At 67.3% G+C, this 14,527-nt stretch carries 3 protein-coding genes; all 3 read right to left on the reverse strand.

Going from position 1 to position 14,527, the window contains the following annotated elements; translation table 11 throughout:
• Positions 1 to 271: 271 nt before the first annotated feature.
• Entirely contained in the window at positions 272 to 12,667 is a 12,396-nt protein-coding gene (locus AC5P9P_RS13155) for a filamentous hemagglutinin family protein (protein WP_495232842.1), read from the reverse strand.
• Between the two features lie 206 nt (positions 12,668 to 12,873).
• Entirely contained in the window at positions 12,874 to 14,067 is a 1,194-nt protein-coding gene (locus AC5P9P_RS13160; protein WP_495232843.1) for a substrate-binding domain-containing protein, read from the reverse strand.
• A gap of 312 nt (positions 14,068 to 14,379) precedes the next feature.
• On the reverse strand, positions 14,380 to 14,527 hold a 148-nt coding region (locus AC5P9P_RS13165; RefSeq protein ID WP_495232850.1), incomplete at its 5' end, for an integrase core domain-containing protein.

The following is a 14,527-nucleotide window of genomic DNA, read 5'->3' on the forward strand; positions in this document are numbered from 1 at the left end:
ATGCCGTGGATCTACTGACCAAGGTCGGAATCCACCGTGACACATTCGCGCGTCGTTCCTGCCGCCGGGCGCTCTCCTGCACCCGGCGGCGCCGTGTCGGTGATCCTCACCGCTGATGGCCGCTCCCTGCCCTCCGTGCCGTCCTGGCTGGGGCCGCCACCGTTCCGTGGCAGCTGGCCCGATGCTGTCTGTTCCTGCAGTCCAGCGGCATCCACACACGGCGTGGATTTACTGCCGATCAAGGTCGGCACTCGCCGGGATCGTGCGATGCCTAGCGGCGCTGCGTGCCCTCGTCGCGACTTGCCTGCGGGAACTGGAAGGCACTGTTGGCGTCATAACCGCTGTTGGCAGTGTTGCCACGCGCCGGCGGGTTGATGCTGCTGGTGCCATTGCCGAAGCCGAGGATCTGCACGCTGATCACCGACGGCTGGTTGCGCCGTGCATCATCCTGGCTCTTGCGCATCACATCCTGTGCGGCCTGGCTGGCGCTGTTCGCTGCCGCACTGGCCGAAGCCAGCGCATTCACGTTCACCGTGGCCAGCACCGGCAGGCCCTTGCTCTCACCCTGCACCTGGATGTTGGCTGCATTGAGTACCTGCAACGCCGCCAGGTTGATGTTGCCCGAGACACGGATACCCGCTTCGCCCGCGTCGATGGTGCCCAGCGGCGCGATCAGGTCGACGTCGCCCGGTCGTACTTCGGCAATGGGGTTCAACGTTGCGATGCCTGCACCACTGGCCGGGGCCTGCGGCGACAGGATCACATTGCCCCAGCCGTCATAGACGCGGCGCGGTGGCGTGTACAACAACGTCGTCCGCGAACCACGACCGGCGTTGATGTCGCCCTGCTCCGACCACGCCAGGATGTCACCACCGAACGTGGTCATCACCCGCGACAGACCCAGCAGCACGCTGTCTTGGCTGAACAGCCGGATGTCACCCTGCCCCTGGGTCACCAGCCCGGCAGTGGCCGGTGGCACCACGCCCTGCACACCCACCACGATCTGTCCGCCCGGTGCCATCAGCTCGATGTTGCCACCGGCTTCGGTACGCACGCCGGAGCCGCCATACATCAGGATATCGCCGGTGCGCTGGATCGTCGCACCCGCTGCATCCTTGTCCGGCATCAGCGTGGCGATCGCCTCGCGGCCGCGCAGGTAAGAACCAACGCGTGGCCCATTCCGATCGTTGTACTCGCGGCCACCTTCGCGCAGCTCGGCGTAGTAGACCTGGCGCAGGAATATCCGCTGCTGCTCCTTCGGCAACCGGTCGAACGCCGCCAGTGCCTCGGCGCCGTCGGCGGCCAGGCCGAAGCGCTGCTGCAGCCACTGTTTCAACTCCTTGTCATAGATCTTCACCGCCTTGCCGGGCTGCGATGCCAGCGACTGCGAGGAATCGGCGAGGTTGGCCGGATCCAGGTAGCGCGTGCGCAGTGCATCGAAATCAATGTGCTGGTTGCCTGCGGTCACCGCAATGCTTGCACCCGGGCGGGTGTCACCCTGCACGATACCGCCAAGACTGACGATGCTGCCTGCCTCTTCCTGGCGCAGCTGCCGGCCCGCACTCACTTCGACGTTGCCGGGGCCGGCCACCGTCAGGTTGCTGCGGATGATGTCCCGGCCGGCTTCGATCCCGCTGATATCGGTACCGCTGGTGTTGAGCGCGGTGACGTGTGCATTGATGACATCGCGACCGGCGCGCAGCTGTACTGCCGAGCCCGCTTCGTACCAGTCGAACAATGTCCGCTTCGCGGTACCGGCGTTCTTCTCCAACTGCCGGCGGTCGCCACTGCCCAAGCCGATGATGTCACCGGCAACGGCATAGAAGCGGCTGGGTGATGTGGGCCAGGACGTCAGCGCACCGGTAGTCGGGGTACTGGGGCCGAACGCGAACAGTGGCAGCATCGCCGCCGGGTCCGCACCCTGCACCCCATCCTCCGAGAGATTGTGGCTGACCCGGGTCCGGCTGACGCCCTGCTGGGCCATGAATGCAGGATCAAGCGGGCCAGGCAGGCGGGCGTCGCTACCGGAACGTGCAATGCCGGTGGCATTGGTCGCGGCATGGATCGAGCCCCCGGCCAGAACATCGAGCCGGCCGCTGGCCGAAGGCGCGAGCAGGATCACATCACCCGTGGTCGCCCCCGGTCCGAGGCCTCGAAGCGTGGCGCTGATGATGTCACCACTCGCAGCCACCGCACTGAACCTGGACGGATACAGCCAGTAATTGATGCTGGCGGGAACGGATTGCTCGCGCAGCGCGACGCCTTCAGCGAACATGTTGCTACCGGTTGCATGCAGACTTCCGGCCAGGCTGGGTGCGAGATTTCCGCCTACCGAGAACAGGTCCAGTGCCGTGCCTCGGGTCCAGAGCGAGAACCACGTCGTGCCAGCTGCATGCTGGCCATCGCCCAGAACCACGTCGTTGTAGTTGGCCGTCGGCACACGCCCTGCATCTGCGGCGCCACCGAGAACAATGTCACCACGGGCCTGCAGCCGGGCAGTGGAATCACCCAGAATGAGCAGGGGCCCCGCCATCGCCACCGGCGCGTCGGCCACGAACGGATCCTTCAGGCCCAGCATTCCGTAGCTGCTCTGTATCGCGCTGAGGCCACCGATGCGCGCCGCCTGCAGCAGGGTGCTGCCGCGCAGGTTGGTCACCGCGCCATTGAGATCCAGATCCTGCAGGAACCCTTCGGGCTGCTGCGCGCTGGCGCGCAGGCCGGGGTTGAGCGCTCCGCCGCTTCGCAGCGTCAGGTCGCCGCCACCGGTCAGATGCAGCTCACCGTTGCTGACGCGCCCGGTCGACCCGACCGCAGCAACAATCGCGCTGGAATGCGGCGCGGTCAACAGACCCAGGGCATTGCCCATCGGGTCGAGCACGCCCGCGTGGCGGCCCGCTTCCAGCGAAAGATTGCCGCCTCCCAGCGTGCCTAAGCCGGTGAAGCCGACCATGCGGGGAGCTGCGTCCGCTTCGGCGCCCACGGTGCTGTACGTGCCGAAATTGATCCACCAGCTCGTCGGTGTCGCCTGCACGCCTTCGGTGGTGCCCGAACCCTGCCGCCACAACCAACCACCCACGGCTGCGCTTGAATGCCCGGCCTGGTCGCGCTGCGCCGTACCCGATTCGGACCGGGCGGTCCAGGCGTCGCCGATGATGTCGCGCCCAGCTTCAACCCTGACATCGCCGCCATGGTCGGGATACCACGCACGGTAACTGGCCAGCGCCGCATCATAGTTGCCCGACACCTGGTTCCTGCCCAACAGCGAGGTGTGCCAGGGCGCAGCCGCACGCGCCGTGTTGAACTGCGCATCGCGGCCATCACCCAGCGCCGTCGGCGCACCTGCAGTGTACACACCGAAGCCGGACTTCATGCGCACGTCCTGCGCGGCCAGCAGCGTCAGGTCTCCCTTGCCGGTTCGCAGCACGCTCCAGGCGGGAGCGCCCAGGCGCTTGCCGTAGGTGGTCACCTCGGTCAGCGTGCCACCGCCATAGCAGTAGCCCATTGCCGCGCAGATCTCTTCCTCCGACATGCCCATCTCGGCGCCCAGTTCCGTAGCCGGGCGGCCGACCCAGGATTCATCGCCCCACCATGCCAGCGAGCCTTCCTTGTCCACCAGGCGCGGGGCGGGGCCGCAGAAGGCGCCTGCACCACAGATCTCCGCCTCGGTGGTCCCGATGATCTCGGCCACCTCGGCAGGTGACTTTCCGGCCAGACTCACATCGCCCCACCAGTACAGAGAACCTTCCAAATTGACGATTCGATCACCCTTCCATTCCGTCGTCGTGGTCACCGTCCCGATGGTGCTGTAGTGGCTGTCGGCCAGCACGATGCTGCCGTCACTTCCCCAGCTGCGGGTACGCGGATCGGCAGCGGTCGTATCGGCACCGGCCACTGCAGTCAGATCCCACGAGGTGGTCCCTTCGGGCAGCATCGCCGCCAGCGCCCAGTTGCGTCCCTGGCGCCCGCTGGCGTCAGCAGGCCGCAGTTTCACCGGCGCATCGCCGGCCAGCTCCACCTTGGTCATCGACGGGATGATCGCGCCGGCATGCAGGTCCAGCGCGCCTGACAGCTTCATCGCCATCGGCAGCGCGACGCCGGCCGGCCACACCTGTGCGGCCACCGGCGCCGGCGCGCGCAGCCGGAAGCCGGCGCCCAGGCGCGCACCCGCCTGCAACGTCAATGCCTGGGCCAGCACGGTTCCAGCCGCTACCACCTCGCCACCCGCCGTCGTCACTGCTGCGCCCAGCACGGTGCCGGCCGGCAGCAGCAGCGGTCCCGACAACCGCATTTCCGCGGGCAGCACGGTTCCGGCCGGCAGGGTCACGGCCTCGAAGGGCAGTGCATAGTTCAGCGTCGCGCCAGCACGGAATTCGGTGCCGCGCTGCAGCTGTACACCTTCGCCGGGCACGATCAGGTCGCCACCGAACGCCGTGTTGGGCGTACCGGCACTGCGCCCTTCCAGCAGCACCCAGCCGTCCTCATCGGGATTGGCAGGCGGCGGCGCGAATCCATCGTTGATGCTGCCGTAGACGTTGATATCGCCTTCGGCGCGCAGCACCAGCGCTGCCGATTCACCAAAGCCACGGCGCGCTGGATCGGTCCGGTTCGACTGCGGTCCGTAGCGGTAGCCGGACAGATCGATATCGCCGGCCACGACCAGATCGCCACGCGGGTTGTCACTGCTGGTCCGCGCCACGATCTGCACGCCGGGGCGCAGGCGATAGCTGCCCAGTGCGGCAGTACGCCGCTGCAGTACCGTATTGGTCAGCGCGGCGTTCATCCACTGGCTGTTGTCCGGGTCCACAACCGTGTCCAGCCAGTGTTGGTTGATCACCTGCGGACGATGGCCATGCACGTCCGGAGCGCTGGCCAATGGCGCCGAATCATAGCTGCGGAAGGCGTTGACCTGGACGTCGGCGGCACCGGCGATACGGATGCCGCTGGCCACGTCGATCGCGGCGTCGTTGCTGCCCACGCGTGGCACGTTGAGCTTGACGCTGCCGCGTGCGCGGCCATCGTTCTGGCCCGGGCTGCTACCCGTGGCCACGGAGGTGCCGGCGCGCAGGTCCATCGATGAGATCGCGCCCAGCTGCAGGCTGCCACTGGCCGAGGTCAGTTCGATCATCGCCCGGTTCGGGCTGTCGATGATCTTGCCGTAACTATCGACGCGCAAGGCGCTGCCATGCGCGTCCAATGCTCCGTCGATACGCAACACATCGCGGGCGGACAGGCGGATGCTGCCGACCTGTTCGCCACTGGCATCAATGCGGCCATTGACGAGCAGGCTGCCACCATCGACGCTGATATCAACGTTGCGCGCCTTCACTTCATCGCCGATCACCAGGTCGCCTTCGCTCAACTGGAACGTCCGGCCACCGGTAATGCCACCGGCGGTAAGCCGGGTGTTCAGGCCGGAGAAGTCCTGCAACTGGCGTGCACGCACTACCAGCTCGCCGCCGTCGTAGGGCACTTCAGTGCCACCGGCGTCGTAGCGGCCGCTGGCTCCGCCAAGCAACGTACCTGCCAGATCTACACGGCCGCCCTGCGGGCCCAGCGCAGCGACCGTCAAGCGGCCGCCGCGGTTGTTGCGGGCGGAAAGATCGATGCGCGACGCCGCGTCGGCAACGATGTCACCGTCACGGCTCGACAGCGCCACGTCGCCGCCCCAACTGTACTTGTCCACGTCGAACAGGCTTACCTTCCGCCCCGCCATGTCCAGCATTGCATTGCTGCCAAGCGCCACGCCCTGGCGGGCATTGGCTTCGAACCGGCCGGACGCCAGCGCCACCCGGCTGTCGATCACAACGCGTTCGGCCGTGATGGACAACTCCGCACCCAACGCATCGCTGCCCGCGGTCGCCGCGGCGCCACGCAGCTGCACCGTTCCGCCATTGCGGATTGCCAGCTGCGCACCTGCGTTACCCGTAAGCAGCGGGGTGACGATATCCAGCGCGCCGCCACTGAACTGCCAGCCGCTGCCTGCCACGTAGTCGCCCTGCCGCTGGAAGACATCCAGGCTGCCCTTGCCGGAGAACAACATGCGATCCGACGCTGCCAGGGTAACGCCGGCGAAGCCAAGCACCTGGCGATCCGCGGCCACCGACGAACTGGGCCGGGTGAAGGGCGCACGCCCCAGTTCAAGTACCCGCGTATTGATTTCCAGCTGCCCTTGGCCAAGCCGACCCACCATCGCCTCGCCGGCCGGCTGGGTCTGCTCACCGCCGGGCAACGTGGTGCCGGCCAGCGTACCGTCCCAGATCAGCGCATCGGCGAAGATGCGGGCGCGGTCGGTCGCAGTGCCGTAACCATGAATGGCAGGGGCACCCAGCACCAGACTGCGTAGACTGCTGCGGCCGGTCGCACTGTCACGCGTATCCAGGTCCACGCTGCCGAACACATTGATGGCATCGCGCGCGGTCAGGCTCAGCGCCTCCAGCGCCGGCGCGCCGGTGGCGGTGTTTCCACGCAGCAATCGCTGCAGGACCTCCTGGTTCATGGTCATGCCCGCAGGCAGGCCGCCGGCTGCCGCTGCCACCGCAATGGCTTCGGCGCTGCCGAGATTGAGCGCCGACATGCCCAGGCCGAGCTGGCGCGTGCCGTAGCTCACCGCGTCGCCAATGTTCAGCGCGCCGTCGGTGACCACGTTGATGCTGCCTGCCGACAGCAACCGGGTCTGGCCATTGCAGTCCACCACGCATCCGCCGATGTCGATCGCCACCGGACCGCCGGCACTGCCGCCCTGCGCACTGAGCGCCGTCAAGCGCTGGTTGGACACGGCAAGCAGGCCGCCCGACACCAGGTAGGGCGCCGTGGGCTGCGCCACGCGCGAGGGATCGGCCCCGGCCAAGGTATCGATCGAAGCGCCCTGCTCGACCAGGATGCCCTTGCCCCCGAACGCAGCCGACAGCAGCACTTCCTGCGCCGTCAGGTTGACGCCGTTGCGCACCACGATGTGCTGCGCGCTGCCCTCCAACGAATAAGTCGTCGCGTCACGTCGCAGCACGCCGCCGATCAGCATCGTTTCCGGGCGGAACGCATTGAGCGCCGAATCGAAGAGGGTGGCGCCGCTGCCGCTGCCGGCACTACCGCCCTGGGTGGCAATCTCCAGCGTTGCCTCATTGGAGGCGAGCAGATTGACTGAAAGCGTGCCCCCGCGTCCGTCATTGCTGCCGGCGTTGAAGCGTGACACGCCCTGGAAGATCGCGGCTGGCACGCTCGAACGTCCGGCGCCATCGCCCAACACCAGGTTGAGGTTGCCGGCGTCGGTTGGCCGCCAGCGCAGCGCTTCACCACGCCGCTCAGCCACGCCCTGTACGAAAGTGCTGTAGGAGGTCTCGTTGTAGCTGGCATGGCGGCGCACCACATCCGCCGGCGTCAGCACCAGATCGGTGAGCAGCGATGAGACTCCACCGCCCAGGCTCTGCGCCTGGTGTCCACTGACGCGCCAGGAACCCGTGCCGGTCGCCACTGCCTGGCGGCTGCCGACGGCGCTTTCGGCGCCGACTTCGACGCGGAATGCGCCCTTCTGCAGTGCGTAGCTTGCCGGCAGCAGCGTGTAGGTTCCGGCCGGGAGGCCGGGAACCCCGGCAGGAATGACAATCTGCTGGCCGATGCGCGGATCGGCGCTGCCGTCAGCGACCGCCTGCGGCGCCTGCGTGCCCGAGCGTCCCGGCATGATCGCGTAGACCGCATTGTCACTGCCGCTGAAGCGGTAGCGCGGGTTCGCATCCGCCAGCGCGTGCCTCAGGATGTCCACCGAGCCGCCGCGCCCCGCCACGAATGCGGCACCGGACAGCTCGCCTCCACCGGAGACGTCCAGCACGCTGCCCGCCACGCCATTGAAAGCGTTGGCGACGATGTCGATACCGATCGGGATGTTGGTCGAGCCGGGGCCCAGCACATCGAAGTCGGCACCGTTGCGGCGCCAGCCCACACCATCCACGGTGCCGCCAAACGGCAACTGCAGGCCGGCACCGCTCACCGACGTCACGCTGCCTGCAAGCAGGTCGACGCGGCTGGCCGCATCGGCGTTGAATTCCCTGCCACCCAGCTGTACATGGCCCCACGGCGCCTGCACATTGCCGCCCTGCACCACCGTCGCCGCCACCAGCTCCAGGCTACCGAACGCAGAGTCCGGTGCCGGTTGCGCGCCGCCTGCAATGCCATGGATGCGCAGTACGGCGTCGGGGTTCTGCCAGGACAGGCCTGAAGGACCGATGTCGGGGACGCCCGCCACGATGCGTCCCTTGGCCCGGGCCGCCGGATACATACGTGCGGCGCTGATATCGATCGAACCCGGGCTTGCCAGCGTGGAGACGAGTGAACTGCTGGCGACCGGGGCCAGCATGCGGATGTCACCGCGGCTGCGCAGCGCGACCTGGTCAAATCCCGCCAGCCAGGTGACGTCTCGCAGATCGATCAGATCGGCGCTCACGTCCAGGCGATGCTGCCGGCCGCTGTCGAACGCTGCCTCCAGTGGGCGCAACGTGCCTTCCCCGGCCGGCTGCCACCAGCGCCCCTGCGCAAGGCGGACATATGGCGCGGCCAGTTGCAGGCGGCCGCCCTCGCTGTTGCCCGGGACGAGGCCGAGGTAACGCTCATTCAAGCCCTGGATGCGCAGGCTCTGGTCCATGCGCAGATTGACATCTCCCAGGGCGCGGATGTCGCCGAACAGGGCCAGATGGTCGAAACCACCGGCCTCGATCTGCCCCATCGACAGTGCCGCATGGCCGTACTCAAGGCGTGCAGGCAGGTCCGCCGTCTGCGCGGCGTGCTGGGTCAACGAGATCACCCGCGGTGCCAGCACCTCCTTGCCGTCTGCCGTTCTGCCGTAGGTGCCACCACCGAAGGCAACCCCCAGGGTGCCGCCGCGCGCGCCGTCGCCGCCCGCTGCTGCGTCCACGTCGCCCTGCAGGTACAGCGCATTGCCGGCGCGCAGCACGATACTGCCGCCGTCGCTGTCCACCCGGGTGCGCCCGCTGCCATCAATGTCCAGCAGCGCCGAAGCACCGGACGCGTCCAGCCGCGCACCGCGCTCCACCACCACGAAGGTATCGGGCGGCAAGTGGCGTGCGTGGTCCTGGTCTTCCCAGTCCAACGCCCCCCCGATCTCGATCGTTCCGCCCTTGCGCACCTGTCCGCGCAATGTCCCGCGCGCGTCGGGCAGGGAAACGCTATCGCCGCTCACGTCCAGCAGGGCACCCTCGGCAATCGTCCAGCGACGTTCGCGGCGTTGATCGCCACGCACACCGGTCGGGTCGAATGCCTCGTCCAGGCGGATGCGGCCGCCGGCCGCCTTCAGACTGCCAGCCACGTCCAGGTTGCCGGCGCTGAACAGTTCGATCGACTGGCCGGCATCGGCCTCGATCCTTGCGCCCTTGCCAACGCGCAGATCGGCCGTGGACAGCAGATGCCCTGCGCGCAGTGCCAGGCTCGCGCCGCCGCGCTGCGATACACGCCCGCTGGCCGGATCCGCCTCATACAACGATGGCGTCCAGGTCTGCACGCCCTGCTCGCGGGCCAGTGCCTGCTGTGCGCCCTCGGCCAGGCGCAGCGCCGGTCGTTCCACCTGCAGCCGGGTACCTTCTTCAACCGTCAAACCGTTGTGCCCGGCGATGTCATAGCCGGCGAAGCCACTCCTGAACAGTGCTGGCTGCAGTTGCAACGACGCCGCCGATGCATCCGTGCCAGGCGCGCCGATAGACACCGCACCGCCTGTTGCCAGCGTGAAGTTGCCGCTGCCATTGCCGAGCGCGCTGAAGCGTGCGCCATCGCCGATACGGATCCGCCCGCTGCCGTCGGTGGCAACCTCGGTGCTGGCCGCGAGCAGGCTGACACTGCCGCCCTTGCCTACGCGCCCTTTGCCACTGGCATCGATCGCGCCGCCGGCATCGACCAGAATCGTCGCTCCCTCGCCCACAGCGATGTCGTGGCTGCTGTTGAAGCGCACCTGCCCGCCGTCGATCCACGCCTGTGCCGGACCGCCCTCCGGCGCTGCAAGCGCGTTGCTCCAGCCACCGCCAAGATCGATCCGCGCGCCCGCCGCAACATCCACCGCGCCGCGTCCGGACCTCAGCAGGGCCGAGGGCCCGCCGAGCGCCGGAAGCAGGTTGCCGGCCTCCACCTGCCCGCCGGCAATCTGCACCGTTCCGCCGAAGCCGACGCGGCTTGCAGTGAGCCCAAGCCGACCGCCCTCCTGCAACCTGAGCGTGCCATCCAGGTCGATACGGCCCGCAGAAGCGAGGTCCACCTGCCCCCAACGCTGAGCGCTCAGGACCTCACTGTCCAACCACACGGTATTGCGCTGTGTTTCCCCGATCGGTGCCTGCAACGTCCATGACCGGGTGTCGGCCTGGAGCGCTCCGATGCGGATCTGCGAATCGAACACTGCACTTCGGCCGTTGTTGTCGAAACGCCCCAGCCAGAGCTGGGCGTTGCGGGCCGCCGCCGTCTGTGCCTGCGCGTATCCGTCCTGCCCCTGGTCGGGGCGGCGCGTCTGCTGCAGGCCCTGAAAGGCCACCGTATCCACCTGGCCCTGCAGGACAGCCGTGGGCGCCGAGATCAGCAGACGGCCAGCATCGCGTCCCACGGTATAGCCATTGTCGAAACGCTGGGTGGGTGCCACCAGCGGATTGCGGAACGATTCGGTCACTCCCCACCGTTCCTGCTTCACTTCATAGCCTTGGTACAGACCGTCGTACAGCATCTCGGCCGGTGCATCGTCAAGCCGGTACAACTGGCCATCGCGGCCACGCAGCCAGCTCTGCTGCACCACGCCGGACTGCACATCCAGGCTGCCGCCGGCCAGATTGATGCGCGAACCGGCGTGGCTCACCACTTCCTTGCCTGCCAGCTGGACGGTGCCGCCCTGCGCCGCCCATTCGCTGATCGAATGCCCCTGATTGTCCAGGTAGCCACCCACTTCCAGCAGGCCGCCGCCGGCATACCAGCGCGTGCCGTCATAGCCACCGGTACCGGCGGCGACTTCGATCAACTGGCGGCGGTCGATCCACACCTCGCTACTGATCAGCTTGCCGCTGTCACGGTTGTCCGGTGAATCGCGCAGCTCGTTGCCCTGCACCTTCACCTTGACGTTGTTGCTTTCCATCGCCACCTGCACGCCCACCGCACCGGAGACGTCCACGCGCGCGCCATCATCCAGATAGCTGCGTCGGCTGGCGTCGGCGACTACCTGGCCGCCGGTGGCTACCGCCAGCGCGCCGGCCTGGAAGTTCACATCGCCGCCGGAGACGACTTCGATGCGCGATTGCTCGCGGCGGTCCTGCAGGCGCGAGAGATTGTCGAAGGTGCCACTGTTGCTGCCACCGCGAAGCTTGTCCTGCTCGGCCGATTCCCTGATGAGGGCATCGCGCTGGCTGTCCAGCGCCGTGCTCTTGCCATCGTCTTCCAGCAGTACTGCAGTGGTCGAGCCGGAGGCCAGGGTCACACTGCCCGCCGCATCGGACGCCGAATTCAGCAGGTGTACGGTGCCGCGCTGATTCAGCGTGGTGGTCGCAACCGCAACGCCGGCCTGTTCGACCGTGCGGCCGGCCAGGGTGATGTCGCCCTCGCGTGCCTGGATCAGACCGCTGTTGCGAACGCTGCCGGCCGTGCTGTCAGCGACGAAGCGCGGTGCGATCTCGTTGCCACGGGTGGTCGATGCAGTGTTCTGCGCCGTGCCCACGCCACGGCGGATCACGAAACTGTCGCCGGCGGCAAGCTGGGTCTGACCTTTGCGCGTCTCGATCTGGCCCGCGTTCTCCACGCTGTGCCCAGCCAGCAGCACATAGCCACCGCCCCGCGTTGCCGTGGTCGGTTCGTGCGTGGTGATGCGTGCACCGCGTTCGACCATGACTTTGCCTACGGCGTCGGTCAGCGCCGAGGTGTTCGCCTCGGCACTGTACAGACCCTGCTCACGGAACTGCGCGTCGCTGATGCGCGCGGCCGCCGCCACCAGGTTGCGGACATTGACCTGGCTGTTGTTGCCGAACACCACACCGTTGCGGTTGGCCACGAACACCGTGCCATTGGCCTTCAGCTGGCCAAGGATCTGGCTGGGCCTTGCGGCGGGATCATTGACCCGGTTCAACACGGCCCAGTCGGGGTTCTGCAGGAAATTCAGTGTGGTGTTGCCACCAATGTTGAAGGTTTCCCAGTTCAGGATCGCCTGGTCGGCGGTCTGCTCGATGTTGACCAGCACCCGCCCGTCGGCGGCCTGCGACTGGATCGCCTCGCGGGCGTTGATCCAGCCGCGGGTCAGCGGATTCTCGTCGACCTTCAGGCCATCCTTGCCCAGCCCATCGGCGATCACGAAGCCCGCCTCGCGGCGCGCCTGCCGTGCCTGTTCCTGCAGGCGCTGCTGCAGGGCGATGGCCTGCGCGGCCGTACCAAGGTTGTCGATCGACTGCTGCAGCTTCTGCCGTGCCGCATCCTGCTGCTGCGCGGGTAGCTGGAACTGGATCGGCACGCCATTGGGCATGCGCCCGCTCTGTGCCGCCGCGCCCTGCGCCGCACCGCGCTCGGCGAACCAGCCGGGGCTGAACGCCTGTTGGGCCTGAGTGGCCGGAGCCACCACGCTGCCCAGGGCCACGGCGACGGCCCAGGCCATCGGGTGGCTGCGCCACAGGGCAGCAGGGAAACGGGCGGTGGGCGAATGCGGGTGCGACATCGGGGACCTCGTCAACCTGATGGGCCGCGTCGGCGGCGGCGTGTGTACGGATGGGCCTGCGCGAGGCACGCCCTGCACCTCATAGACGGTGGCGGCGGCGTGAAGACGACAGGCGCATCACGGTCATGCAGCGGACATACGCAGAAGGCGCCGGCATTGCTGCCGGCGCCCTTGTGCACTTCCTGCAACTACCAAAGCAATTGCAGTTACAGCGGACGGCCGATGCCCGAGCAGGTGCTCGGATTGTTCACCGCACCGGCATTGGTGGCGGTGGCGAAGCGAGCACGGACCGCATCGCGCCAGGCCTTGGTCAGCGGGATGAACTTGTGCGCGCGGATGGCGACGTCGTTCGGGCCCTGCTCGACACCGTTGACCACGGTGCTGCCGTAATGGCGGGTCAGGAAGCCGCGCACGTTGGCGCCCACGGTGGCGTTCTTGTAGCACTGGCCGAACACGAAGTTGGTGTAGCCAGCGATCGGATAGCCCGCGCTCGGGTTGCCGAACACCGGCACCCAGTTCGCCGGGTTCTCGGCAGCGGCACCGGTCGGCGGCGCAGCGGTTTCCAGCGTGGCCTGCACGCTCACTTCATCCGGCGAGAAGCCCTTGACCTTGGCGACCTTGGTGGCGTCGGTCAGGCTCGGGATGACGTCCGGGCCGACATAGCCAACGCGGCCGTCAACGGCATAGACGGCGTTGTACAGCGCGGTGCCACCGGTGGCCGGTGCGGCGATGAAGTTCGACGGCACGGTGGTGAACAGGTTGGCGAAGGTCGACTGCACCGAGAACGCCGGCACGCCGTTGGTCAACTTCAGGTTGCTGCCCGACACGTCAGCCGGCTGGCAGGCGCTGGTCAGGAAGCGGGTCAGCAGTTCGCTGGTGCCGCTGCTTTCGCCACGGTAGACGACCTGGATGTCACCGGTACGGCCCAGGCCCGCCAGCTGGCTCCAGCTGGTGATCTTGCCGGAGAAGATGCCGCAGATCTGGGTCACCGACAGGTCAACGGCCGAACCGGCCTTGTTGAACGGAATCGTGACCGAGGTGGCCACCGACGGAACCTGCACCAGGGCGCCGTAGCGGTTGGCATCGCCGGACACGTTGTAAGTGCTGTTGTAGGTGTTCAGTTCGGTGCTGCTCAGCACCGAATCGCTACCGGCGAAGTGCACGGTGCCGGTGGTGGAGAACAGCGCCGAGTTGTTTTCCAGGAAGGCCTTCTTGCCGGTACCCGAGCCGGTTACGGCGTAGCTGAAGTTGGCCGGCAGGATGCTGTCAGCCGAACCCTTGTAGAGGTCGGCCGGCAGCGAGGCACCGCCACCGGTGACGGCGGTCTGCGCCGAAGCGGCACCGGCGGTGGCCAGCAGCGCGGTAGCAACCAGCGCGGCCAGGGTCTTGTACTTGTTCATGATCTTCTCCTGAAGGGTTTACTGCGAAGGGAAACACCAAGGGAGGAACGGTCACTACACGCCTGCTGCCGCCGAGGGCCTCCCAGCCCACTCTGCGGCGACGTGGCTATGCTGGTCCGCGCCGATGACAGGCCGCTTAATAAACCTGTGGAAGATCGAAAAAAGGTGTGGAGGATTGTGTGGAGAATCGACCCATGCCACATTCCAACGACGCCGCCCGATCAACTGAATTGAATCAACTGAATTGAATCAACTGAATTGAATCAACTGAATTGAATCGACCCGATGGGATCGACTGGGTAGAGTCGACTGTTAGTTATGTAAACCCACCACGTTGTTCAGCGGGATTCTGGAAATAGGCGGTTGGCTGCCGATCCCCATGTGGGGTCGGTGCCAGTTGTAGTAATGCAGCCATTCAGGCAGCACGGCATCACGTTGCTCTGACGAAGCGTACTCGCAG

The sequence above is a fragment of the Stenotrophomonas sp. YJH_SMC_14-1 genome, assembly GCF_059372275.1.

Coding starts and splice junctions, on each gene's coding strand:
- AC5P9P_RS13160 (WP_495232843.1), bottom strand. CDS start 14,067: ATGAACAAGTACAAGACCCTGGCCGCGCTGGTTGCTACCGCGCTGCTG.
- AC5P9P_RS13155 (WP_495232842.1), bottom strand. CDS start 12,667: ATGTCGCACCCGCATTCGCCCACCGCCCGTTTCCCTGCTGCCCTGTGG.